The sequence below is a fragment of the Bradyrhizobium sp. USDA 4461 genome (genome assembly GCF_054055655.1).
Genome location: NZ_JBSRXM010000001.1, coordinates 1133989 through 1159597 on the forward strand (window position 1 = coordinate 1133989; position 25609 = coordinate 1159597).

The window sequence follows — 25609 nt, forward strand, 5'->3', positions numbered from 1 at the left end:
TATTGCTATTGCGAACGGTTCGAGGTCCAGCCCTTGTATTCGGCGATGTTGTCGCGCGTCACGAGCTTTGACGGCAACAGCTCGACGGTCGAGGCAGGCTTCTGGCCGTTGAGCAGGCCGACGCCGATCTGCACGGCGCGGCGCGCCATGAAGAACGGATCCTGCGAGGAGGACGCCTGGATTTGCGGCGAGCCGGGATCCTTGAGCGCGGCCTCGATGTCGGGCGCGCCGTCGACCGCGGTGATGACGATGCCGCTGCGGTTCTGCTGGCGCGCGGCGAGATCGGTGCCGATCGCCTGCGGATCGTTGATGGCGAAGATGGCGTCGATCTTGGCGAAGCGGGTCAGATAGCCCTGCGCCACGGTGAGGCCGCCTTCGCGCGAGCCCTTGCCGTCCTGGTCGCTCGACAGCACCTTGATGCCCGGGTTCTTGCCGAACACGTTCTTGCAACCGACGACGCGGTCGATCACCGCGGAGACTTGCGGCCCGTTCTCGATGATCACGTCGCCCTTGCCGCCGAGCTTGTCGACGATGTACTGGCAGGAGATCTCGCCGGCCTGGACGTTGTTGGTGGTGACCGTGGCATCGGCGCCTTCGGCCGCGGTGTCGACGGCGACGACGATGATGCCGGCGGCCTGCGCCTTCTTGATCGCCGGCCCGACGGCCTTGGGATCGCCGGGGTTGAGCAGGATCAGATCGACGCCGGCGGCGATGAAATTGTCGATCTGGGTCACCTGCTTGCCGAGATCGTATTCGAATCCGACGGTGGTGATCTTGACGTTCGGATTGGTTTTCTTCGCCTCGAACTCGGCGCCCTTCGACAGCGCGACGAAGAACGGGTTGCCGAGCGAGCCCAGCGAGATGCCGATCGCCTTCAGCTCCTTGGCCGAGGACGGGACGGAACTCAAGACAAGCGCGACGGCGGCGCCGGCAAGCGAGATCGACTTCAACATTGGCTTCCTCCCTGGTCTGCTTGAAGCTCCGCCACGTCGACCAGTGATCGCGACGGACTGTTGTTGTGCCTCAGGTGCGCGCCGAGCCCTGCAACCGGTAGCGATCGAGCGCCACCGCGCCGATGATCACGAGGCCCTTGATCACATATTGCCAGACGTCGGAGACGCCGGTGAGGATCAACCCGTTCGACAGCACGGCGATGATCAGCGCGCCGACCAGCGTGCCCCAGATCGAGCCGATGCCGCCGACAAAGGAGGTGCCGCCGAGGATCACGGCGGTGATCGCGTCGAGCTCGTAGGACTGGCCGAGCTGCAGGCCGTTGGCGGCATAGAGCCGCGCCGCCTGCATGGCGCCGCCGAGACCGGCAAGCAGCCCCGACACGCCATAGACAAAGATCAGCACCGCCCAGACCTTGATGCCGGCAAGACGGGCTGCGCTCTCATTGCCGCCGACCGCGTAGATGTGCACGCCGAGCACGGTGCGGCGCAGCACCAGCCAGGAGACCAGGATCACGAGCAGCGCGATCACCCAAAGCCAGGGGATCGAGAGCACGCCGGGAATGAGCGTCAGCGAACCGTTGCCGATGAAGGCATAGGGAATCTCCGAATTGAACACCGTGGTGTCGGCACCCAGAAGGCGCGCCACGCCGCGCACCGCGGTGAGCGAGCCCAGCGTCACGATGAAGGGCGGCAGCCGCAGCAGCGCGATGAAACCGCCATTGAGGATGCCGAAGATTGCGCCCGTGAGCACCGCAGCCGGCAACCACAACGCGCCGAAATCGGGAAACTTGGAGATGATCAGCCCGGCCATCGCCGAAGCCGCCAGGATCGAGCCGACCGACAGATCGATGCCGCCGGTGAGGATCACGAAGGTCATGCCCGCCGCCAGCACGGTGTTGACGGCGGCCTGCTGTACCACGATGCCGAGATTCTGCGCGGTGAAGAAGCGCCCATCCGACAGCAGATGAAAGCCGATGCACAGCAGCACCAGCACCGGCAGCATGCCGGCCGAACGGATCAGCAGCCGCGTGCGCTGACGCCGCGTCTCCTGCGCAGCGACGAGGCCGACCGCGGCGGTGGCCTTTGCGGAAGCCCCGTCATCAGGCATCGAGCTGCTCCATTCCGGTTGCGAGCGCCATGATCTGCTCCTGGTCGAGCGGCGCTGCCGTCGTCCGCTTGATCTCGCCGGCAAGCAGCCCGGCGCGCATCACGATGACGCGGTCGCAGATGCCGATGATCTCGGGCAAATCGGATGAGATCACCAGCACCGCGGTGCCCGCCTTGGCAAGGTTGTCGATGATCGAATAGATCTCGGACTTGGCGCCGACATCGACGCCGCGCGTCGGCTCGTCGAGGATCAAGACCTTTGGCGTCGTCGCAAGCAGGCGCGACAGCAGCACCTTCTGCTGGTTGCCGCCGGAGAGGCCACCGGCCGCAACGCGGATATCCGCGGCGCGGATGCCTAACGCAGCGAATGCCTTGCTGGCGCGGTCGCGCGCCTTGTCGCGATCCAGGATGGCGCCGAGCCTGGCATCGCGGCCCAGCACCGCGAGATTGATGTTGTCGAGACAGGACATGTCCAGGAACAGGCCGAGCGCCTTCCGGTCCTCGGTGAGGTAGGCAATGCCCGCCTCGAGCGCCTCGCCGGGGTTGCGGATGTCGACCGCGCGTCCCTCGATCTCGACATGGCCGGCGGTCTTTGCCGCCGCGCCGATGATCAGATGCGCAAGCTCGGTGCGGCCGGCGCCGACCAGTCCGGCGAGGCCGACGACCTCGCCGGCATGCACGGTCAGCGAGCAACCCTTGACGCGCCGTCCGTCGGCGAGGTCGACGGCCGCGAGCATGGGCGCGCCGTGCATCGCGCGCGGATCATGCTCCTTCTTGTAGAAGGACGAGACGTCGCGTCCCACCATCAGGCGGACGATGGTGTCGGCGCGGATCTCCGGCTTGTCGAGCGAACCGACCAGCGTGCCGTCACGGAGCACCGTGACGCGGTCGCCGAGCGCATAGACCTCATCCATGCGGTGCGAGATGTAGATGATGGCAAGGCCCTCGGCGCGGAGCCGACGGATCAGGCCGAACAGCCGCTCGCTCTCGCCGGCCGACAGCGCCGTGGTCGGCTCGTCCATGATCAGGATTTTCGAGCGGGCGTGCAGCGCGCGGGCGATCTCGACCAGCTGGCGCTGGCCCATCGACAGACCGGCCACCAGCGTCGACGGCGCGAAGTCCGCGCCGAGCCGTTCGAGGATCGGGCCGACGCCGGCCTCCATCGCCTCGCGCGCCAGCATCCCGAAGCGCGAGACCTCGCGGCCGAGATAGATGTTCTGCGCCACGCTGAGATTGGGCGCGAGCGACAGCTCCTGATAGATGATCGAGATGCCCGCCGCGCGGCCGGCATGCGGGCCGTTGAAGCTCACGGGCTTGCCCTCGATGCGGATCTCGCCGCCCGGATCGGGCCGGTAGGCGCCCGACAGGATCTTCATCAGCGTCGATTTGCCGGCGCCGTTCTCGCCCATCAAAGCGTGGATTTCGCCGGGATAGACCGTGAGGTCGACGCCGCGCAATGCCTTGATGCTGAAGAAAGACTTGGAGACCCGGCGCATCTCGAGGATCGGGTCGCTCATCCTGCCTCCCCAGTGCCGACGACGTTGCGCCGCACCCGCAAGTTGTGTTCGTTCCTCGCGCGCGTGGCCGCATTAAACAAAAGGCCGCTGCGTAGGGCAATACCTTCCGATGATCACAAGGCTGGAATCGGATTGGTGCGCGGAACCCGAGTTGCGCTGCTGCCGTTCAGCGTCTCATCGGTGTTTTGGCCGATACAGGCTGCGCCATTTCGGCAGCCGCTCCGCATAGGCTTGCGCAAGGGCGCGGTCGGGCTCGAACGTCTCGACGCGCTGCGGCGCGGTGCAGACGGCCTCGATCGCCTCGCCGCTGACGGCAAGGCGTCCGAGCCGCGCGGCGCCGAAGGCGGCCCCGGTTTCGCCATCGGCAAAGCGATGCACCGGAATGTCGAGGACGTTGGCGAGCACCGCAAGCCAGAACCGCGAACGCGAGCCGCCGCCGATGGCATCGACTGCGGTGATCGCCACACCGCTGTCGGCAAGCACGTCGCGGCAATCCGCCAACGCGAAAGCGACGCCTTCGAGCACGGCTTGCACGATGGCATCACGGTCGGTGCCGTGGCTGATGCCCTCGAGCATGCCGCGCACATCGGGATCGTCATGCGGCGTGCGCTCGCCGGACAGATAGGGCAGGAAGCTGACCGGCGACGGCGCCCTCGGCTGCGCGCCGAGCGGCGCCAGCAATTCGCCCTCGGGGGTCTGCAGCAGCCGCGCGATCCAGGCCAGGCACGACGCCGCCGACAGGATTGCGCCGGCCTGGATCCACATTCCTGGAATGGCATGACAGAAGGTGTGCACGGCGCGTTCGGGGTTGCTGGCGATCGCACCGGTCGGCGCCAGCAGCGCGCCGGAGGTTCCGAGCGAGACGAAGGTCGAGCCATGGGTAATCGCACCGATGCCGATGGCGCCTGCCGGATTGTCGCCGGCGCCGCCGGCTATCATCGGCCGCCTGGTCATGCCCCAGCGCTGCGCGAGTTCGCTCAACAGCCGCGCCGACGGCGCGCAGCCCTCGACGAGACGCGGCATATGCCGGCGCGACAGGCCGGTCGCGTCGAGCGCCGCATCCGACCAGTCCCGCCGCGCCGCATCGAGCCACAGCGTGCCCGAGGCGTCCGAGATATCCTCGATCGCCTCGCCGGTCAGCACCAGGCGCAGGTAGGCCTTCGGCAGCAGCACCAGCCGGGTGGCCGCGAAGACCTCCGGTTCGTGCTTGGCGACCCACAACAGCTTGGGCGCGGTGAAGCCCGGCATCGCCTTGTTGCCGGTGGTCGCGCGCAGCGCCGGCCAGCGCCGCTCCAGCTCGCCGCATTCCGCAGCCGAGCGCCCGTCGTTCCAGAGAATGCAGGGCCGCAACGGCTTCCAATTCGCGTCCAGCAGCGTCGCGCCGTGCATCTGGCCGGACAGGCCGATGCCGTCGACTGCAGCCAGCTCGGCCGGATGATCCGCCTTCAGCGCGTCGAGCGTCGCGAACGCGGCGTCGATCCACTGCGCCGGATCCTGCTCGCTATGGCCCGGATACGGCGAGGCCACAGTCAGCGATTGACTGCGGCTCGCCACCACGCGCTGGCCTGCGTCGACCAGTACGGTCTTGACCGCCGAGGTACCGAGATCGATCCCGAGATACATGACGCCTCGTGTCTACGCGATCCGGGTGAGGGCTGCTTCCGCAAGGCGACTCGTGGAGAGACCCCCACCCCAGCCCTCCCCCGCAAGCGGGAGAGGGAGCCTGACGACCGTGCTCACCTCACGTCGTGCGATCACGGCTGGGCGAAGGCCTGCTGCACCGCCTTGGGATCGGTGATGCCGTTGGCGATCAGGAGTTCGAGCAGGACGCGCGCCTTCTGCGGATTGAGATCGAGCGAGACCGCAAAGCCGAGCTTGTCGTCCTCGACCTCGACGTTGCGGTTGACATAGCCCGAGCCGACGCGGGTCGAACGCACCACGACGACGCCCTGCTTTGCCGCCGCCGCCAGCGCATCGATTGCGCCCTTCGACGAATTGCCGTCGCCGACGCCGGCCAGCACGATGCCCTTGGCGCCGCGCTTGACCGCATCCTCGACCTCGGCGGCGTCCATGTTGGCGTGCGAGTAGATGATGTCGACCCGGGGCAGCGGCGGTGCGTCCGGCAGCTTCAGCTTGGCGCCGTTGGCTGGGGCCGCCGCCAGGAAGCGCAGGGAGCCGGTGTCGACGTAACCGACCGGCCCGGCATCGGGCGAGCGGAAGGTCTGGACGCTGGTCGTATTGGTCTTCTGCACCCAGCGCGCGCCGTGGATGGTGTCGTTGAGCACCACGAGCACGCCGCGGCCGCGGGATTCCGGCGCCGATGCAACCCGCATCGCGTCGTAAAGATTGGCCGGCCCGTCGGCGCCGATCGCGGTCGAGGGCCGCATCGAGCCGACCAGCACCACCGGCATGTCGGTGTCCAGCACGTTTTGCAGGAAGAACGCGGTCTCCTCCATCGTGTCGGTGCCGTGGGTGATGACGATGCCGTCGACTTCCTTGTTGTCGATGGCGGCGCGGATGCGCCTGACGAGGTCGAACCAGACCTTGTCGTTCATGTCCTGCGATCCGATCGAGGAGATCTGCTCGGCCGAGATCTGGGCGAGTTGGTCGATGCCCGGAATCGCCGCGATCAGGTTTGCCGCGCTGACCTTGCCCGAATCGTAGGCATTGCCGGCACGCGCGTTGGCCTGGCCCGCGATGGTGCCGCCGGTGCCGAGCACGAGCACCTTGGCCAGTGTGCTGCCGCCGGGCGACTGCTGTGCGATAGCCGACGACGCAAGCCCGATCATGAGGGCTGCGGCGAGCCCGAAGATCGTGCGTCCGGAGCGGGTCGATCGAAGCGAGTACTGCTGCATCATTTCTTCCCTCAGTGACAAGCTATCTACCCACAACTCATGGTTTTGTCGCGTAAGAAATGGACAAACTTGCGGCGGAAACGCCGGCGGCAATATTTCCCGCCGATCCCGCGTGGGTCGCGTCATCAGGCGAGTGCCGCGATTTTTCAGCGCCTGCCCGAAATCTCGACAGCGCCGGAATGACGTCACACATTTTTCGGTTATTGTTCGAATTTACGGGCCCATGTATCTGGCGGGAAACGCGTGTGGTCCGCATTCTCGACGGCACATCCGAGATCATGCGCCAGATCATCGCCCGCAACGCGTTCGGCAATCGGGACGGCGGAACGCGCCGATCTAGCCGACAATCTTACGCTGTATGCCGCAGCAGGAGCGCTTGTGTTCCGATCCCGCTGCCTTACTGTTTTTGCGGGACGAGATTCTTGTTTTGACGCGTTCTCCTTGCGCGAACCGGTATCCACTTCGCGCGCAAACGCTCTTGGAGACGATCGTGGCTTCGGGGACGACGCTCAAGCTCAAGCAACAACGCAGTCGCGACCGGCGCGAGCAGATCCTGTCGGCGGCGACCAGGCTGTTCGGCCAGAGGGGCATCGACGGCACCTCGCTCACCGACATCGCCGCGGCGGCCAAGGTGCCGCTCTCCAGCCTCTACGACTATTTCGAGGACAAGCGCGCGCTGGTCCTCGATGTGCCCGAGGGCAATTTCGAAGCGCTATATCAGAAGACCGAGCCGCTGCTGCTCAAGGGTGGCGATCCGGTCGAGCAGCTTCGCATCATCTTCCTGACCAACTTCCAATACATCAAGGACAATCCGGGATGGGGCCGCGTGTTCTTCCTGGAGATCTGGCCAAGCGTGCTTGCCGCCGAACCCCGGATCAAGAAAGCGGTCGACAAATACGCGCTGCGCTATGTGCAGCTGATCAGGCAGGCGAGCCGCGCCGGCATCTATCGCCGCAATCTCGATCCCTACACTGCGATGTCGCTGATGATGGGCGGCATGTGCCACCTCACCGCGGTGTGGCTGCTCTATGGCCGCAAATATGATCTGGTGAAGAAGGGCCGGACGCTGTTCACCACGCTGCATAACGGGTTCGTGCAGCACTAGCTGCGAACGATTTGATCCAAATTCAGCGTTGTTTGTCCCGCGGTTGAGACGATCCTTTCCCGGAAAACCGATACACAGCCGTCGAAATCCTGTTCTAGTATGACGTCGCGAACCCGCGGCCGGACGCGGGAAATGGGGATGGGAGCGAACCGATGGACGTCAAGGCTGTTCTGCCGCCGCGTGGCCGCGACTACCGCCTCGATCTGCTGCGCGGCTTCGCCAACTGGGCGATCTATCTCGATCATATCCCGAACAATGCGGTGAACTGGATCACGCAGAAGAATTTCGGCTTCAGCGACGCCGCCGATCTGTTCGTCTTCATCTCCGGCTACACCGCATCCTTCGTCTATGCGCGAATGATGCTCGAGCGCGGCACCGTGATCGGCGCCACCCGCTTGATCAAGCGGGCCTGGCAGATCTACGTCGCGCACGTTCTGCTGTTCGTGATCTACATCGCCGAGATCGGCTATCTCGCCCAGCGCTATCACGACCCCAATCTGCAGAACGAGTTCAACGTCGCGGGCTTCATGCAGAACCCGGCCGAGACGCTCTATCAGGGCCTGATCCTGGCGTTCAAGCCGGTCAACATGGACGTGCTGCCGCTCTATATCGCGCTGATGCTGGTCTATCCCGTGGTGCTGTGGGCGATGCTGCGCAAGCTCAATCTGACGCTGCTGGCCTCGTTCCTGCTCTATCTCGCCGCACGTCATTTCGGCTGGAATCTGCCGGCCTATCCGTCCGGCACATGGTACTTCAATCCGTTCTGCTGGCAGTTCCTGTTCGTGTTCGGCGGCTGGTTCGCGCTCGGCGGCGCCAGCGAGTCGATCAATTTCATCCGCTCGCGCGCCTTCCTTTGGCTCGGCGGCGCCTATCTGCTGTTCGCTCTGGTGATGACGCTGGCGGGCCGCTTCCCGGAGCTCGGGCAGGCGATGCCGGGCTGGCTCTATGATGCGTTCAATCCGAACGACAAGACCAACCTCGCGCCCTATCGCGTGCTGCACTTCGTCGTGCTGGCCTTCTTCGTCACCCGCTTCCTGCCGCGCGAATGGCCGGGATATGAATGGCCGATCTTCCAGCCGATCATCAAATGCGGCCAGCAGTCGCTCGAGGTGTTCTGCTCGGGCGTGTTCCTCGCCGTGGTCGCACATGTGGTGCTGGTCGAGGTCTCCGGCAGCCTGTGGATGCAGATCATGGTCAGCGTGGTCGGCATCGTGCTGATGACCGTGCTGGCCTATTACCGCTCGTGGTCGAAGAAGGTCGACAAGGCGCCCCCGAGGACAGCGGCGGCTGCGCCGGCGGCGGTGGCCGTGAAGCCGGCGGAATAGCCCTTTCCGTGTACGAGCGCCGCCGGGTGGCCGACGCGCTCGCTATTTCGCGAGCGGCTTGCCAGCGGTCTCCGGCGCGAGCCGGATCAACGGCAAGCCGATCACATAGATCAGCGACAGCATCGAGATCGCCAGCGGAAAACTGCCGGTGCGGGGCCGCGAGCGCGCCGATCAGCGACGGGCCGGCTGCACCGAGCACCCGGCCCATGCTGAAGGCAAAGCCGGAGCCCGAACCGCGCAGGGCGGACGGAAACATCTCCGGCAGCCAGATCGTGAACAGGCCGAACACGCCATTGGTGAAGAAGCCGAGCACCGGCAGCAGCACCATGAACAGCACCAGACTATCCAGCCATTCGATCGCGACCTCGTAGCAGGCCACGACGGAGACCAGCCCGCCGATGAAGAACAGCACCGCGGTGCGGCGCCGGCTGCCGAGCCAGCCGGTGAGCCATGGGACAAGGAGGCAGCCGATCAAGGTGCCGACATTGGTGATCAAGCCCGCCACTGCGCCCATCTCCTGCGCATGCGCAGGCGTCGCGCCGGCGGCGACCAGCTTGGTCGCAATCACGGTGGGCGCCCAGAAGTTCGACGACCACAGGCCGAAGATGATGCAGGCCATCATCAGCGCGGCCGCCCAGGTGGTGCGCGCCTGGTCGCCGGCGAACAAGGCCGAGACCCGCGGCTGCGGGCGCGACGCGCCGTGTTCCGGCTCGGGAATGTTGCTGCGCAGATACGCAATCAAGAGCGCGGGCAGGATGCCGAGCAGGAACATGCCGCGCCAGCCGAGCGTGCTGCCGATCGCGAGCGTCACGGCGGCGGCGAGGAAGAGCCCGGTCGGCGTGGCCGTATGCAGCCAGCCGGCGAGCCGTACCCGCGTGGCCTCCGGCACGGATTCCTGGAGCAACGGCGTGCCCGCGGCCCATTCGCCGCCGATGCCGAAACCGGCAACGAACCGAAACAAGGCGAACATCACGATCCCGGTCGCAAGCCCGCACAACGCCGTGAACAGCGAGTAGACCAGCACCGTCCAGCACATGATCCTGACCCGCCCGTAACGATCGGCGGCCCAGCCCCAGACCATCGAGCAGGCCCAGCCCAGCATGAAGATCGAGAACAACAGCCCACCATAGATGCCGATATTGGCCTTGCTCGGCTCGATGCCGCTCGCGGGCAATAGTTCGCTCAGTGCGCTGACCAGGATGTAGCTGTACATCGAGGAATCGAAGCCATCGAGCATCCAGCCGAACCAGGTCGCCCAAAACACTTTTCGCGGCGACACCGCACCAGGCGTCGCGACCGACGGCGCGACGGCATCAACGATGCTCTCAGTCATGTTTCCTCGCACGTTTCTTTTGTGCTGAGGACTATGACGGGGTTTGCGCGAGGAGACACCACCGGCAAACGGGACGGAGGTATCCGGCATCAGAATAGCGGCATCGTTTTAGCTTCGACATTCCTGCGCGGCGCGAACGTTGCTCGCAGATTCGGCGGCGCTTCACGGTGAATGATGTCCAGATTGTCCCGCGCCGTGTCTGGGGATGATGTTGCGGTCGGCTCGACGGGGCGCGATCGGCTTGTTAAGCCGCGTCTCCGCAAGGACAATTTGAGTCGGGGCAGATGACCGTAGCGATCGAGATGGGACAGACGACGGCCGGCGCTTCGGCGGCCATCGACCTCGAGGAGCTGCTGGCCACGCGCCTGCTGGTGCAGGGCAATTCGGGTTCCGGCAAGTCCCATCTGCTGCGGCGGCTGCTGGAGCAGAGCGCCCCCTGGGTGCAGCAGGCCATCATCGATCCCGAAGGCGACTTCGTCACCCTGGCCGAACGCTTCGGCCACCTCGTGATCGACGCCGAGGACCACACCGAGCGCAGCCTGCAGGTCGCCGGCGAGCGCGTGCGCATCCATCGCGTCTCCACCGTGCTCAATCTCGAGGGGCTGGACGCCGAGAACCAGATGCGGCGCGCGGCGGCGTTCCTCGGCGGAATGTTCGAGGTGCCCCGCGACCACTGGTATCCGATGCTGGTGGTGGTGGACGAGGCGCAGCTGTTCGCGCCGGCGGTCGCAGGCGAAGTCACCGACGAGGCGCGCAAGCTCTCGCTCGGCGCGATGACCAATTTGATGTGCCGCGGCCGCAAGCGCGGCCTTGCCGGCATCATCGCAACCCAGCGGCTGGCGAAGCTCGCCAAGAATGTCGCCGCCGAAGCGTCGAACTTCCTGATGGGCCGCACCTTCCTCGATATCGACATGGCGCGCGCCGCCGACCTGCTCGGCATGGAGCGGCGGCAGGCGGAGGCCTTCCGCGATCTCGAACGCGGACAGTTCATGGCGCTGGGACCGGCGCTCTCGCGCCGTCCGCTCCGCCTGCGCATCGGTCCAACCGACACTCAGCCGCGCAACGCAGCGCCGCGGCTGATGCCACTGCCGGAGGCGGCACTGGAGGACGCACGCGCCATCATCCTGGCCGCGCCGCCGCCCGAGACAACGCGGCCACCACGCCGGGCGCCGGCGCCGGACCTGCTCAGCCAATTGATGGCCGCCAAACCGGCGGCACCGGAGCCGGATCCAGAAAGCGCGGAGCCACCGCCGAGCGCCGAGCAATTGGCCGAGCGGCGTGAGCGGCTGGACCGCATCCTACGCGCCATTCTTGCCGAGCCCGACGCCGGCTTCCGCGCCATCGGCGTGCTCTATCAGGAATTCGTGGTGCGCTGCCGGATCGAGGGGCTCGGTGCCGTGGTGCCGGAGCTGACCGATTTCCGCCGCATGCTGACGCGCGCCCGCGCCGGGCTCGGCGCCGACATGGCGGAAGACGATGCCTGGCAGGACGTCGCGCTGCGTGCCGCCATCCTGCCCGAGGACATGCAGGGTGTCTTCATGATGATCGCGCGCGCCGCGAAGGAGGGCTGGCCCTGCCCGGGCGATGCCGCCATCGCCCGCGCCTACGGCACCCACTCGCTGCGTCGCGCCCGGCACCTTTTGACCTACATCGAGGAGCAAGGCCTGATCGTCTGCCAGCTCGACGGCGCCGGCCGGCGGATCGTGACCCTCGTCGAACTCGCCTGGGCGACCGCGGCGGCCGATCCGAATGCGGATGATGTGCCGGGGGAGACAGCCGCGAGCTGCTCACCACTGTGATTGGAGCTGGAGCAGCGAAGCGCACGATAGAGATACAGCCCCGCACGAAAAAGCCCGCCGAAAGGCGGGCTTTTCATCTCTGCCGGTTAAGAGATTTGGTTGCGGGGAGGCGCAACCACCGATACCGACATTCGGTTCAGGTTGCGATCTGAGCGTGGGCATCCTCGCGTCCCGAAGGCGCTCAGTCAGGGCTCGCGATTAAGAGACGTATCATTCTCTCGGAAAATCAGTGGCCATTCCGGAAATTGGGTCGAAAGCCTACATTGACGCAACAATCGCTTCCTTCTTTGTCGGAATGCGGGTCTCTCTCGGCGAGGACGACCACTCCCCTAAGTTCGCAAGGTTGTATCGCCGGCAACGATCTTTGCGAGGACAACGATGCCAGGTGCAGCCGATTATTCTGCGATCGAGCATTTGCGTGACGGCAGCAGGATCGAAGTTCGGGCGCTCCGGCCGGACGACCGGGACGACATGCTCGCGGCGGTCGGCCGCACCAGCGTCCAATCGCGACAGCGCCGCTTTTTCGCCCCGAAGCGCAGCTTCTCCGACAAAGAGATCGCGTTTTTCATGAATATCGATTTCGCCGATCATGTCGCGCTGGTTGCGCAGATCGACGAGGACGGCCGACCGGTCGTCGCAGGCGGCGGCCGCTACATCGTCGCGCAGCCTGGCCAGGCTGAGTTGGCCTTCGTCGTGATAGATGCCTATCAGAGCAAGGGTATCGGCACGGCGCTCATGCGCCATTTGCTGGTGATCGCGCGCCATGCAGGGCTGAAAGAACTAACCGCGGAAGTCCTGCCCGAGAACGTGGCGATGCTCAGCATATTCAGCCGCTTCGGGTTCCGTTCGAGCGCCGGCGGCGACCGGCAAGTCAGACACTTGACGTTGAAGCTTTCCTGAACGGGACAAAGCACGTGTCCCTGGCCCGGGGACGGCAGGCACTCTTGGCGTCGCGATCAACGAAGCCGATAGCCGCCGCTGCGCGCCGCGTTGCGGCACACCAAGCTTCCGTTCACAGAGCCCACTTGTTCCATACTGACGATGCGCCACCCAGGGAACTGGCCATCGTTGCGAGCCGGCTTGAGATAGATCAACGCTCAGCCTGGCAAACGCTAGTGCAAATTGGCTTCCGGTCAATTCGTCGGCCGATTGCTCTGGCCGGACTGGGAGTGTTTGCCATGCGCTCGACCGAGCCCGGGAGTGCTCGCCAAATGAGCCGTTGGATACGCTGGACGCCCGGCGTCGGCACCCTCCGCCGATACGAGGCGGCGTGGCTACCGCACGACATCTTTGCCGGCCTAGTCCTTGCAACAATGCTGGTCCCGGTTGGTATCGCCTATGCGGCGGCATCGGGCCTGCCGGGCATCCACGGTCTCTACGCAACCATCATCCCGCTCCTGGCCTACGCGGTGTTCGGCCCAAGCCGCATCATCGTGCTCGGACCGGACTCGGCCCTCGCAGCTGTCATTCTCGGTGTGGTCGCCCCACTGTCCGGTGGCGATCCCCTTCGCGCGGCGACACTCGGCGCCATGATGGCCCTCGTTTCGGGAACAGTGCTCATGCTGACAGGCTTCGCGAGGCTCGGTTTCGTGACCGAGCTTCTTTCCAAGCCGATCCGCTACGGCTACATGAACGGAATTGCGCTGACAGTATTGATCAGCCAACTGCCAAAGCTCCTCGGATTCTCGATTGAGAACGAAGGACCATTGCGGGACCTGTGGAAAATCGGCGGCGCGATCCTCGCCGGCAGGACAAACTGGGTTGCTTTCGCGGTTGGGCTCGCAACGCTGATCGTCATCCTGCTGCTCAAGGACAACAAGCGGCTGCCGGGTATTCTGATTGCCGTTGTCGGGGCAACTCTCGTCGTCGGTGCGCTCGATCTGGGGGCCAGCTACGGCGTGAAGGTCCTGGGCCCCCTTCCTCAGGGTCTGCCGGCGCTTGCCGTTCCCTGGATCAGCTATGGCGATCTGGTTCCGGTACTAATCGGCGGAAGCGCCGTCGCGCTCGTCTCATTTGCCGACACCAGTGTGCTGTCGCGAACCTACGCCGCGCGACTGGGCGACAAGGTCGATCCGAACCAGGAGATGGTGGGGCTCGGGGCCGCCAACCTAGCAACCGGCTTTTTTCAGGGCTTCCCGATCAGCAGCAGCTCTTCGCGCACTCCGGTGGCGGAGGCCGCCGGTGCTCGCACACAACTGACCAGCATCGTCGGCGCGCTCGCCATCGCATTCCTTCTCGTCGTGGCGCCAAACCTTCTGCAGCATTTGCCCAACGCTGCATTGGCCGCCGTCGTCATCGCCGCGGCGATCGGCCTGTTCGAGATCACCGACCTCAAGCGAATTTATCGCATCCAGAGATGGGAATTCTGGTTGATCGTGCTGTGCTTCGTCGGCGTGGCTGTGTTCGGCGCGATTCCAGGAATCGGTCTTGCAATCGCCGTGGCCATCGCGGAGTTCCTGTGGGACGGATGGCGACCGCACTCCGCGGTGCTGGGCCGTGCCCACGGCGTCAAGGGCTATCACGACATCACGCGATACCCCGATGCGCGCCAGATCCCGGGGCTGGTCCTATTCCGGTGGGACGCGCCGCTGTTCTTTGCCAACGCCGAGTTCTTCAAGGAACGCGTCCTGCACGCGGTGGCGACGTCGCCCACGCCGGTTCGCTGGCTGGTCGTCGCGGCAGAGCCAGTCACCAGCGTCGACGTCACGGCCTGCGATACCGTTGCTGAACTGGACGAAGCTTTGCACGAGAAAGGGATCGAACTCTGCTTTGCTGAACTCAAGGACCCGGTCAAAGACAAGCTGAAGCGATTTGGACTGTTCGCGCAGCTCGGCGAAGGCTACTTCTTCCCGACGATCGGCTCGGCGGTTTCCGGCTATTTGGAAATCAACAAGGTCGAATGGGAAGATTGGGAGGACTAGGTACCGAATCTCAGGGGTCGTCCGTCGGGAGACGGAGGCGGCTGAATTTTGGTTTGGCCTGCAGAGGGCATGCCTGGCGCTTCAACCAGCGAAGACGACGACCATGACGGATCCCCAGGTCGTCAGCAGAATGTTCGAGACCGGATAGGCGGGCGTATACCCGAGCACCACCACGGAGCTGCCCGAGCGCTCCTGGATGGCGGCCATCGCGGCCGTTACCGTCTGTGCTCCGGTCAATGCGCCAAGCAAGAGGATCGGGCTCATACGCAGCACGAAATGGCCGAAGCAGAAGCCGACGATCTGCGGCAGCAGCGTGACGATCACGCCGCCCAGAAGCAGGCCGATGCCAGACTCCCGTATCGCGGAAAGGAAGATCGGCCCGGCATGAATTCCGGTCAGACCGACGAAGGCAGCCAGTCCGAGTGACGTCATCAGGCTGATGGCGCCGTCGGGGATCCGGCCGAAATACGGTAAATGGGTGCGAAGATAGCCGACCAGCAGTCCGGCGAGCAGCGTGCCGACGCTGGTGCTCAACGAGATCGTCACACCGCTAACGGAGAAGCTCACGAAAACTCCAACGAGACCGCCGAAGAAAATCGCGAGCCCCAATACCACGAAATCGATGCTGGTGCTCGGTGCGACTATGACGCCGATGTTCTTGGCCGCATTCTGCACGACGGCTTCGGGTCCGACGATGCGAAGCAAGTCGCCGCGCTCAAGGACCACTCCGGCCGGGATGGGGAGAGCTTCACCGCCCCGGCTCACCGAGCGCAAATAGAGACCGCGCGCCCAATCTTGTTCCGACGCCTGCTGAAGACTGCTGCCTGCGAGCTTCGCGTTGATCAGGAAAACGTCGGTCGAGACCACGGGGATATCGAGCAGCTCCTTGTCCTCCACTTCCTCGCCTCGCTGTCCGACCAGCTCGACGATGATCTGGCGCGGCGCCGACAGCGCGATGACGTCGCCGGCCGAGAGGACCGTTCCAGGTTCCGCCTCGAGGACACGCTCGCCGCGACGAATGCGGTGGATGAACACGCGTTGGCCGGGCACCCGGGCTTCGGCGGCGGCAACCGTCAGTCCCGCGAGCGCCGCGTGATCGTCCAGCCGGTAGGCGCGCAGCTCGAATTTGCGCCAGGCGGATGCCAGGCCGGGCTTCGCACGCGTGATGCCCAACGCCTGTTCCAGCTTGAGCGCTTCCGCCTTCAGATCGATCTTCAGCAGCGCTGGAACGACGATCGTGCAGAACGTGATCACGCCGGCATAGCCGAAGATGTAGCAAACCGCATCCGCCACCGCGATATGCGAGACAAGCAACGCGCGCTGTGCTTCGGGAACGGCCAGCCCATTGACCGCGTCGGTCGCCGTACCCATCGCGGCACTCTGGCTGAGCGCCCCCGACAGGAGCCCGGCCGCAAAGCCGGCGTCAAGCTGCAGTACGCGTGCTACGACGATCGCTGCCGCAAGACCGGTGAGGCTCACGACAATGGCCATCAGCATCGGCTTCAGCCCATCGCGCTTCATCGCCAGCACGAACTGCGGGCCGACCGAATAGCCTACGCCGAACAGGAACAGCAGGAACAGGAACGATTTGGTCATGCCGGAGACGGGGACGTGCGCGAAATCGCCGACCGCGAGCCCCGCGAACAGAGATCCCGTCACCGGGCCAAGGCTGAAAGCGCCGATCCTGAAGCTTCCGATCCAGTAGCCCGCCGCGATCACCAGGAACAGCGCGAGCTCCGGATAGCGGACGAGAAACTGCTGCAGCCACGCCAACATCGTCGAGCCGCGGCTATGTCATCATCATGACCAGCACCATGCCCCAGATCGTCAGCAACGTGTTCCCGACCGCGTAGGTGACGGTATAACCGAGGCCGGGAATCTGGCTTTTCGCGCGGTCGTTGATCATGCCGAGCGAAGCAGTCGTCGTGCGCGCGCCGGAACAGCATCCCAGCAGGATCGCGTCGTGGAATCTAAATACGTACTTGCCGACGAACATCGCCAGGATCAAAGGCACCGTGGTCACGACGACGCCCCAGAGGAATAGGCTGAAGCCGAGTTTCTGCAGGCCGGCGACAAATCCCGGGCCCGAGGAGATGCCGACAATGGCAATAAAGACATTCAGGCCGACCGAGTTCATGAACCACACGGTGGGCGACGGAATGCGGCCGAAGGTCGGGTGCACCGATCGGAGCCAGCCGAAGAACAGGCCGGAAATCAGCGCGCCGCCGGAGGTGGACAGCGTGAGCGGCACGCTTCCGATCTTGTAGACGAAGGCGCCGACTAGGGCGCCGATCGCAATGGCGGCCCCGATGAAGGCGACGTCGGCAACGTCGGTCGCGCGGTCCGGCCGGCCCAGCATCTTCGTGGTGGCAGCGACATCGGACGTGCGGCCCACCAGGGTGACAATGTCGCCCCGGTTGATCTTAGTGTTCGGCAGGATCGGAATCTCGACCGCGATCGCGCCGCGGGCGATCTTGCGCAGGAAGACGCCGCGGGAGGCCGGCTCCTTCGCCAGCTCCTCGAGCGTCTTGCCATCGACGTCCTTGCTGGTCACGTAGACATCGACGCCCTCGATCGGCACCGCCAATAGCTCGCGATCGTCGACTTCCTCGGCCTGTTCGCCGATCAATTGCACGAGCACGTCGCGGCGGCCTGCAACGGCGACGATGTCGCCGGCATGAATCACGGTGTCCGAGGTTGCCTCAACGATTTTGCCACCTTGCCTCAGCCGGAGGACGAAGGTGCGATGGTCGGGAAGCAGCGCCTCGGCCTGCCCGACCGTCTTGCCGGCGACGGGTCCGCGCTCATGAACGCGATAGGCGCGCACATCAAACTGGTGCCAGGCCGTGCCGGGGCCGCCCAGCTGTTTCTTGCCGCCATGCTCCTCCTCATATTTCTTGCAAGCGCTCTCGAGATCGATCCCGAGCAGCACCGGTCCGAGCAGGGCCAGGACGATCGCCGAGCCGACCGTGCCGAAGATATAGGTCACGGCATAGGCGACCGGCATGGCATCGAGCAGCTTCTTGGCTTCATCCGCCGGCAGACCAAGACGGTTGATGGCGTCGGTTGCGAGACCCATCGACGCGGAGATCGTCTGCGAGCCGGCGTAGAGCCCGATCGCTGATCCAACGTCGTAGCCGGCGATCTTGGCGCCGAGATAGGCGGACAGCAGACAGAAGACGCAGACTACGGCCGCGAAAATCGCCTGCGGAACGCCGTCCTGCGCGATGCCCCGCACGAATTGCGGTCCGACGCCATAACCGATGGCGAACAGGAACATCAGAAAGAAGAACGGCTTCAGCGGACCTGAAATCGTGATTCCGATCTGGCCGATAATGACGGCAGCGATCAGCGTCGCGGTGACCGCGCCGAGTCCGAGGCCTTTATAGGTGAAGGATCCGAAATAATAGCCCAGCGCGAGCGACAGGAAGATCGCGATTTCGGGATAGGTGCGGAGAGTCTGGAAAAGCCAATCGATCATGATGTCACCCGTTGATGCTGTCCCGGAGCCTCGGCTTGCGCCCGCTTCGATCCAGCGCGGGGCGCGCCGAAGCAGGGCGAAGCGATCATGTGTCGGGGACATCAGGCAACGGTCGGCAAGACGGATGTTGATCTATGTCAATCACAACGGGCGATTGCCTTGCAGCTCCATCGTCTGTCAAGGGCATGGATTCGCACATGCAGCCCGACGCGACCGTCCTTCGGTGCGTGCATGACGCTCGCGAGACCGTTGACATAGATCAAGGGCCGTTACCGGCTGCCGATCATGCTGCGCGCGATCGCGCAGGCAACAGAGCCTGTCGCGTCCAGTCCAGCAGCCTGCATCGCCCCGGGAGTGTCAAAATGGCCGATCTTCTGACCTTAAAGAAATTCGAGGCGCTGAGCCCCTTCGAGATCAAGGACGAGCTGATCAACCTCGCCAAGACCAATTCAAAGCGAAGTCAGATGCCCTTCCTGAACGCCGGGCGCGGCAATCCGAACTGGGTCGCCACGACGCCGCGCGAAGGCTTCTTCTTGCTGGGACAATTCGCCATCACCGAGAGCAAGCGGGTGATGGGACACCCCGCGGGCATCGGCGGCATGCCTCAGGCAAAAGGCATCGCCGGACGGTTCGAGGCTTGGCTCAAGCAGCACCACGACATGCCCGGCGCGAGCTTCCTGACCGAGATGCTGGCCTTTACGGTCAGGAAATTTGGCTTCGATCCCGATGCCTTCGTCCATGAACTTGTCGATTCGATCATCGGCGACAATTACCCGGTGCCGGACCGCATGCTGGTGCACAACGAGAGGATCGTGCACGAATACCTGATGTGGGCGGTTTGCGGCGAGCCCCGGCCGGCCGGGAAGTTCGACATCTATGCGGTCGAGGGCGGCACAGCGGCGATGTGCTACCTGTTCAAGTCGCTGAAGGCCAATCGGCTGCTGGTGCCCGGCGATACGATTGCGCTGGCGACGCCGATATTCACGCCCTACATCGAGATGACGCACCTTGAGGACTACGACCTGAAGGTCGTTCAGATCAGGGCGCCGCAGGAAAACAAATTCCAATTCACCGACGAGGAAATCAGGAAGCTGGAAGACCCGAAGATCAAGGCCTTCTTCGTCGTCAATCCGTCCAACCCGCCGGGGATGGCGTTGAGTAAGGAGACGGTTGCCAAGCTGGCCAATCTGGTCAGGACCAAGCGTCCCGACCTGATGATCCTCACCGACGACGTCTACGGAACCTTCGTGCACAATTTCCGTTCGCTGCTCGGCGAGCTGCCGCACAACACCATCGGCGTCTACTCCTATTCGAAGTATTTCGGCTGCACGGGATGGCGGTTAGGGGCCATTGCGATCCACGAAGACAACATCTTCGACAAGAAGATCGCCAATCTCCCGGACGAGGCCGTGAAGGCGCTCGACAAGCGCTACGGGCCGCTCACGCTCGAGCCGCGCAAGCTGAAGCTGATCGACCGCATCGTCGCCGACAGCCGCGACGTGGCGCTCAATCACACCGCCGGATTGTCGTTGCCGCAGCAGGTGATGATGAGCCTGTTTTCGCTCGCGGAGATGATGGACGTGAACAAGGCCTATCAGGCAGCCTGCATGGAAATCGTCAACAAGCGCCTGTGGTCGATGCTCGACGGTCTCGGGCTGGCCGACAAGCTGAGCCCGAATCCGAACTATGATGCCTATTACGCCCTGATCGATTTCGAATTCTGGGCCCGCAAGAACATCGGCGACGATGCCGTCGAATACCTGAAGAAGAACGTTCACCCGCTGGACCTCGCGTTCAGGCTGGCCGAAGCCCACGGGATCGTGCTGCTGAACGGAGGCGGATTCGACGCGCCAGAATGGTCGCTTCGCGTGTCGCTCGCGAACCTGCCTGACGATGTCTATGACGATATCGGACGCGGTGTCCGGACCATCGCCAGGGGCTATCGCGACGCCTACGACGCCGCGAAGGGCGGAGCCGCGAAGCGGTGACGGCCGCCTGAGACTTCGGCAAGGTGACGGCATCGCGCCGTGTACTTACTGCGTCCGGCTGCACTATCCCGGCCCCGGTGGTGCCTTGATCCTGGTCAAGGCGCCCGATACTTGGAATTCCGCAAGCGAACGCTTTGTCGAGCGGCTCGGACCGACGAGCACCGGAGTTCTCGGCTGCGTCAGCATCTTGTTTGCACGATGCCGATGAGAGCCGGCTGCGGCTCACCGCAGCGTAATCGTGAGGCCGCCAACATTGGCGGCGAACTCCAGTCCTGCTTTCGGCCCTTTGAGCATGAGAACCACGCCATTTTCATTGCGCAGCGACACCCCTCCTGCGCCGGCCCCCCATGCGCCGCCTCCTCCGACCAGCGTGTAACTGCCGGCGAAATCGTGGACGTCCTTGATGCCGGAGGCGGTCCCTTCCAGCCAGCTCACGGAGGTGCCCGCGCTTGCGCCGAGGCTGAAGCCGGACGCGGTGAACCGATAGTGCCGCCCGCGGTAAGTGAGCGTGCCGGTCCCTCCGCCGCCACCCACGACGAGAGCCGCCTTCACGAATTTGACCTGAACGTGGCCGGTCGCCTGGGCCATGCATGGCGCGGTCAGCAGAACCATTGCAACAAGCGTCAATATGGCGGAACGGATCATGCCATGCATCGCTGCGGCCCCCTCTTTGCTCAAGGATTTGTCGGCTCAACTTTCTTCCAGGTGTGATCCGGATCGAACACGATCATGCGCTTGGCGAGGAAGTCGGTGCGTGAGCCGAGATCCTTCTGGTAGACCGTGCCTGCGTGATTGACCAGGAAGGTCATAACGCCGGAATTGCCGTATTCGGCAGGCCAGGCCACCAGGGCAAAGCCGCCGATCATCTTGCCCTTGACAACATAGTTCAGCGCACCGCCCGGGGCATCGGAGCCCTGGGCCTTCAGGATGCGATAGTAGTATCCGTGGTAAGGCTCGGGCTGTTCGCCGACCTTGTAGCCTTCCGCCGCGGCCTGGGCCGCCAACGCACCGAGCGGGCTCGGATCCTTGTCGTCGCGCCAGAACAATCCGTCCGTCTTACCCGGCCTGCTGACGATGCGCTGGGCATAGGCGCCGACGCCGTCCCCGCGATCCTTCTCGGCGTATTCGTTCTGCGCGTCGACATAGGCCAGGCAGGTCTGGATCGCGGCCAGCTCGTTGCGGCCGATCCTGCGGTAGAGGATTTCGCGCCGACCTGCATCGGCGTCGAAACTCCAGCCGTCGGCGTTGTTGACGAGTGGGATCGGGAACGGGAAATCGTCCGTACCCAGAATCAGGATAGCCCTCTTGTTGCCTTCGGCCTTGATCGAATGCCTCGCGTCGTAGGCTGAAAGAAAGCTCTCTCGCGCATTGGCGTCGGCAACATCGTCGCCGGACTCGATGATGTCGGTAGCGTCGCGGCCCAGCACTTTCAGCATGGCCCGGCTCGTGCCTGCCTTGACAGCGGCTGCTAGGGCAGACGCCGCGGCTTCAGGGTTGGGGAAGCCCTGCTGGGCACGAGCCGGAGACAGCAGCACGGCAAGCGCCGTGACTGCAGCCAAGCTGATGGAAGCAATATGGTTCAATCGCGAATAGTTTGTCATCGTGATGCCTCCGACGAGGACGGAATCTTCGCGCCGGCCGCCTGCCAGTCGTGATAACTGCGGAACTTGATCCCGAGCTTGTCGTAATAGACCCTGAGATAGCCATCGCCACCGCGTGTCACCGCCGCCGGCATGACCTGCGCGACCTCCTGCGCCATCACGCCGACATAGGCTTTGCTGCTGCCGAGATAGCTGAAGCGGTAATAGCCGAGACCGTTGGCGAGATACCCAAGCAGCTCGATGTCGTGCTTGAGCGCGATGTCGGAACGTCGGCCACCGCCGCCGCCACCACGGAAACCACCACCTCCGCCTCCGCCGCGGAAGCCACCGCCGCCTCCACCGAAGCCACCGCCACCACGGCCGGCGAAACTGCCGCCGCCGCCGCGCGGCATGCTGGCCATACTCGATCGCCCGCGCGCCGATGCCGCCGCGGCTGCCCGCCCGGATGACACATTCATCGCGCCACCGCGATTGCCGCCGCCACGATTAGCCGCCGCCGCGCGGTTACCCGTATTGCCGCGGTTGGCGGCCTTTGCGCGATCGCCACCGCCCCTGTTGCCCGCACCCGCGCGGTCGCCACCCTTGGCGCGATCGCCCGCACCGGCCCGGTCGCCATCTCTGCCGCGATCGGCGGCGCGGTTGCCTCCACGATCGCCGGCACGATCTCCGCCGCGATCACCCGCGCGGTCTCCCGCCCGGTCACCTGCACGATCCGCACCTTGGCGATCGCCGCCCGGATTGAGGACCTGTTGACCGTCGCGGCCACGATAATTCATCCGGTCGCTGACACCGGCCCGGTTGTTGTTGCCGCCGAAGCGCCGCTGCACGTTGCTGTTGTTGTAGCGAACGCCCTGGCGATGCGTGGGATTGTGCTGCCAGCCATTTCCGACGTTGGTGGTCCGGTGATTGACATAGACGTTGCGATTGCCCCAGTTGCAGCCGCCGCCCCAGTAATTGCCCCAGCGTCCGATCGCCCATCCGGCGCCGAAAGCGAGGCCTGCCGCGACGACTCCCGCCCCGATATAGGACGGATAGCCAAAATAGTACGGCGGGTAAGCCGCATAGGGCCACGTGCCATAGACCGTGGCCGGATCGTAATAGGGAACGTAGATCGTGTTCGGATCGGTCTGCTCGATGACGATGACCTGCTTGTTCTCCTGGGTCTGGACGCTGACCTTCTGCTGCTTGGTCGTCACCAGCTTGTTGTTGGCCTGCGCCTTGCTGCGCAGCCGCTGGATCGCATCCATGACGTCGGCCTGCTGGGCCAGCACGGCATCGCCGAGATTCTTGGTCCAATCGACCTTGTCACTCATCATCGCGAGCACGTCGGCGGTGCTTGCGAGTGCCTTGACGCTGTCGTCCCAGGCCTGCTTGTCGACCTCGGTCTTCAGCGCGTCTCCTTTCAGGCTCTTGCGCTCCTTCAGCCAGCGATCGGCCTGCACCACCTCGAGCGGATAGGTCGATGCCGCGAGCACATTGGCCAGCAGCGAGTCCGGATAGAGCGCGATGGGTGCGACCAGCGCTTCCACCTGTTCAGGCTTCAACAGCTGGTCGGCCGGTTGTGCCGCCGCGGCCGGCTGGTTGGCCTGAACGGGCTGACTGGTTTGGGCGGTCGGTTTGTCAGCCGTCTCCGCGAATGCGGCGACTGACGTCATCGAGACCAGCACAACCGCGATCAAAGTCTTGCCCCAACGGACCATCGCGACCTCCATCGACACCAACGGTCGACACCATCGGCCACGGCCATGCGCCCTCTTTGATCGAGATCAAGGAAAATGTCGTCCGCTCAGCTTCCGATCTGGCCCGGCTGCTGCGACGCGAGGTGGATGCGGCGATCGTGGATCAGGTTCTCGAGCCGGTGAGCGGCAACGTTGACCGCCGTCACTGTGCGCTCGGCGTTGTCGTCAGCGACCGGCTCCTCGCGCTGCGTCCGCAATACCTGGTCGATTTCGCGCTCGATCTCTGTCAGTTCCGCTTCCTGCCCAGCGACCCGAATCCGGGCCGCCAATGCATAAAGTGCGTCGAGCGCCTCCTTCCGGCTCGGTGTCTCGCTCGAGTGGAGAAATTTCCACGCCGCCGCGAGCACAGACGCAAGGGCGCCTGCGATCATCGGCGCCAGGAAGATCGCGTTGCCCCATTGGTCGAGAAAACTCTCCCTGGTCCCCTCGTAGACCGCGGCCGCCCCGGGATGCACGGGGATGTACGCACCCGCGTCGGTATCGGGCGTGGCGATTTGGGAAAGCGCCGGCAGTTCGGCAAGCAAGTCCCGCCGCGCATTCATGATCGACTGCGTGAGGTCGCCGATCACGTCGTTACCGAGCTTCTTCTGCGCCACCAGATAGAACGACGTCCGTAGTGTTGTCAGATCGTCAGCAGGAATCGGCGGCGAGCCGCGCAGGGTTCCCTTCGGTACATCGAAGCTCTCATAAGCGCGCTCCTTTTCGGCGATCGCACCCGCGGACTCGATCGCGATCATGACCGGGCCGGCTTTCCCGGTGTGCGGGAAGAAATTGCGCAGCAGCGCGAGGTATTTCTCGGTCAAAGGCATCACGAGCAGGATCGCCCGCACCTCCTTGGTCTCGAGCGCCCGGCGCGCGTCCGCGGGGGCCAGCGGCTTGAACGTCACGCCCGCGCGCGTCAGGTCGTACTCATCGGTCAGCACCTTGATCAGCTTCTGACTGGCCTCGGCCCCGATCACGCCGATCGTGGTGCGCTTAAGCTCCGCCACATCGGACATCGACGCGCCGGGCGGCGCGACCATCAGCACGGTGGCGTGCGCCAACACGATGACGGCCTGAGCCTGCGAGAGATCACCGACATCGCCGCGGACGACGGCAAGGTCGACCTTTCCGGACGCGAAGGCTGCGGCGGATTCGAGCGGTCCCGGGGTCTGGACCAGGCTGAGTCGAACAGGCGCTTTCGACTGTGCGAATTTTGCAGCGATCGCCGACACCAGCCTGCCCGCTTCGCCATCCAGCGACCCCACCGCGATCGTCAGGGTGGTCGGCTGCTCATACCAGCGATAGCCAAGGAGGCCGGCGCCGGCTGCCAAAAGAACAAGCCCAACCACAAGGGCGATGCGCAATGACCTCGGCAACCTGCTCGGATCCATGTCGCACCACCCCATCGGTTCGGTGTCAGCCAACAACGGTCTTATAGACTGAGTCGGTGCGGGGGCCGGACGTTTCTAGAACTTGCACCGGTGATAGTTGACCTCCATCCCCTCGATGCCCGGGAACTGGCGCGTGATCGTATCGTCGTCGACAGCCTTCAGGAAGAACTGCACATTCGATACCATGATTCCAGACGCGCAGCCGACGATGATGTTGATGTTCTGGCCGTCGTCCTTGCGCGATTTGATCTTGCAGTTCTCGAACTTGCCCCTGAGGCGATCAGCCTCGGCGATGAATCCTCCGCCATACACGCCCGAAAAGTTCGAGAAGGTCAGTTGGTTCGCCCTGCCCTTGCGGACGAACACCTTCCCGCATTGGGCCGCACTCGTCGCCCAGGCCCCTGTAAGATCGAACGCCAGCGCATGATCTGGCACTGCGAAGGTCATGCCCGTCGCCACGATTGCGCGAAGCTTGCGGCCCGGCTTCATCCGGCGTCTCCCTGTTCTCGCCC

Annotated in this window: 19 protein-coding genes and 1 pseudogene; 7 read left to right on the forward strand and 13 right to left on the reverse strand. The window is 64.6% G+C overall.

Translation table 11 applies throughout. The features are described 5' to 3' along the window. Positions 1-5: 5 nt before the first annotated feature. From ACVINW_RS05400 to ACVINW_RS05420, 5 genes are all read right to left on the reverse strand, one after another. Positions 6-953, reverse strand: a complete 948-nt coding sequence (locus tag ACVINW_RS05400; RefSeq protein ID WP_456750342.1) for an ABC transporter substrate-binding protein — start codon at positions 951-953, stop codon at positions 6-8. A 70-nt stretch (positions 954-1023) separates the two neighbouring features. After that, a complete protein-coding gene (locus ACVINW_RS05405; RefSeq protein WP_456750343.1) occupies positions 1024-2061 on the reverse strand; it encodes an ABC transporter permease subunit in 1038 nt (345 codons plus the stop codon). After that, positions 2054-3577, reverse strand: coding sequence for a sugar ABC transporter ATP-binding protein (locus ACVINW_RS05410; protein ID WP_456750344.1), 1524 nt, complete (start codon positions 3575-3577; stop codon positions 2054-2056). Before ACVINW_RS05410 ends, ACVINW_RS05405 begins: the two co-directional genes overlap by 8 nt. A 174-nt stretch (positions 3578-3751) precedes the next feature. Next, the gene (xylB, locus tag ACVINW_RS05415) at positions 3752-5200 is read right to left on the reverse strand and encodes a xylulokinase (protein ID WP_456750345.1); all 1449 of its coding nucleotides are present in this window, start codon (positions 5198-5200) and stop codon (positions 3752-3754) included. A 131-nt stretch (positions 5201-5331) separates the two neighbouring features. Continuing rightward, complete coding sequence (locus ACVINW_RS05420; protein ID WP_456750346.1) at positions 5332-6435, reverse strand: asparaginase; 1104 nt, start codon at positions 6433-6435, stop codon at positions 5332-5334. Between the two features lie 176 nt (positions 6436-6611). Here ACVINW_RS05420 and ACVINW_RS05425 point away from each other — a divergent pair, with 176 nt between their 5' ends. From ACVINW_RS05425 to ACVINW_RS05435, 3 genes are all read left to right on the forward strand, one after another. Continuing rightward, positions 6612-6863 (forward strand): acyl-CoA dehydrogenase family protein, encoded by a 252-nt coding sequence (locus ACVINW_RS05425; protein ID WP_456756306.1) that lies wholly within the window; start codon positions 6612-6614, stop codon positions 6861-6863. Positions 6864-6922: 59 nt separating this feature from the next. Then, complete coding sequence (locus ACVINW_RS05430) at positions 6923-7537, forward strand: TetR/AcrR family transcriptional regulator (RefSeq protein WP_456750347.1); 615 nt, start codon at positions 6923-6925, stop codon at positions 7535-7537. 152 nt (positions 7538-7689) lie between these two features. Continuing rightward, a complete protein-coding gene (locus tag ACVINW_RS05435; RefSeq protein WP_456750348.1) occupies positions 7690-8862 on the forward strand; it encodes an OpgC domain-containing protein in 1173 nt (390 codons plus the stop codon). A 238-nt stretch (positions 8863-9100) separates the two neighbouring features. On the opposite strand, the pseudogene ACVINW_RS05440 reads toward ACVINW_RS05435, so the two are convergent. After that, positions 9101-10285: pseudogene (locus ACVINW_RS05440) on the reverse strand (MFS transporter); the annotation flags it as partial. Between the two features lie 194 nt (positions 10286-10479). Between ACVINW_RS05440 and ACVINW_RS05445 the strand changes: the two are divergent. From ACVINW_RS05445 to ACVINW_RS05455, 3 genes are all read left to right on the forward strand, one after another. Next, complete coding sequence (locus ACVINW_RS05445) at positions 10480-11994, forward strand: helicase HerA domain-containing protein (RefSeq protein ID WP_456750349.1); 1515 nt, start codon at positions 10480-10482, stop codon at positions 11992-11994. A gap of 378 nt (positions 11995-12372) precedes the next feature. Continuing rightward, the gene (locus tag ACVINW_RS05450) at positions 12373-12894 is read left to right on the forward strand and encodes an N-acetyltransferase family protein (RefSeq protein WP_456750350.1); all 522 of its coding nucleotides are present in this window, start codon (positions 12373-12375) and stop codon (positions 12892-12894) included. A 311-nt stretch (positions 12895-13205) separates the two neighbouring features. After that, complete coding sequence (locus ACVINW_RS05455) at positions 13206-14915, forward strand: SulP family inorganic anion transporter (RefSeq protein ID WP_456756307.1); 1710 nt, start codon at positions 13206-13208, stop codon at positions 14913-14915. Positions 14916-14996: 81 nt separating this feature from the next. Here ACVINW_RS05455 and aspT (ACVINW_RS05460) read toward each other — a convergent pair whose 3' ends face one another. Both aspT (ACVINW_RS05460) and aspT (ACVINW_RS05465) read right to left on the reverse strand, forming a co-directional pair. Next, the gene (gene aspT, locus ACVINW_RS05460; RefSeq protein ID WP_456750351.1) at positions 14997-16691 is read right to left on the reverse strand and encodes an aspartate-alanine antiporter; all 1695 of its coding nucleotides are present in this window, start codon (positions 16689-16691) and stop codon (positions 14997-14999) included. Between the two features lie 13 nt (positions 16692-16704). Then, the gene (gene aspT / locus ACVINW_RS05465) at positions 16705-18396 is read right to left on the reverse strand and encodes an aspartate-alanine antiporter (RefSeq protein ID WP_456750352.1); all 1692 of its coding nucleotides are present in this window, start codon (positions 18394-18396) and stop codon (positions 16705-16707) included. A 362-nt stretch (positions 18397-18758) separates the two neighbouring features. On the opposite strand from aspT (ACVINW_RS05465), the gene aspD reads away from it, so the two are divergent. Beyond that, the gene (gene aspD, locus ACVINW_RS05470; RefSeq protein ID WP_456750353.1) at positions 18759-20384 is read left to right on the forward strand and encodes an aspartate 4-decarboxylase; all 1626 of its coding nucleotides are present in this window, start codon (positions 18759-18761) and stop codon (positions 20382-20384) included. 222 nt (positions 20385-20606) lie between these two features. On the opposite strand, the gene ACVINW_RS05475 is transcribed toward aspD, so the two are convergent. The 5 genes from ACVINW_RS05475 to ACVINW_RS05495 form a co-directional block, all read right to left on the reverse strand. Continuing rightward, entirely contained in the window at positions 20607-21029 is a 423-nt protein-coding gene (locus tag ACVINW_RS05475) for a hypothetical protein (RefSeq protein WP_456750354.1), read from the reverse strand. Positions 21030-21058: 29 nt separating this feature from the next. Continuing rightward, positions 21059-21985: a DUF2950 domain-containing protein gene (locus ACVINW_RS05480; protein ID WP_456750355.1), complete on the reverse strand. Its 927-nt coding sequence runs from the start codon at positions 21983-21985 to the stop codon at positions 21059-21061. Then, entirely contained in the window at positions 21982-23685 is a 1704-nt protein-coding gene (locus tag ACVINW_RS05485) for a DUF3300 domain-containing protein (RefSeq protein WP_456750356.1), read from the reverse strand. Before ACVINW_RS05485 ends, ACVINW_RS05480 begins: the two co-directional genes overlap by 4 nt. Before the next feature lie 86 nt (positions 23686-23771). Further along, positions 23772-25097, reverse strand: coding sequence for a TAXI family TRAP transporter solute-binding subunit (locus ACVINW_RS05490; RefSeq protein WP_456756308.1), 1326 nt, complete (start codon positions 25095-25097; stop codon positions 23772-23774). A 75-nt stretch (positions 25098-25172) separates the two neighbouring features. Beyond that, positions 25173-25586, reverse strand: coding sequence for a hypothetical protein (locus ACVINW_RS05495; protein WP_456750357.1), 414 nt, complete (start codon positions 25584-25586; stop codon positions 25173-25175). Positions 25587-25609 lie beyond the last annotated feature (23 nt).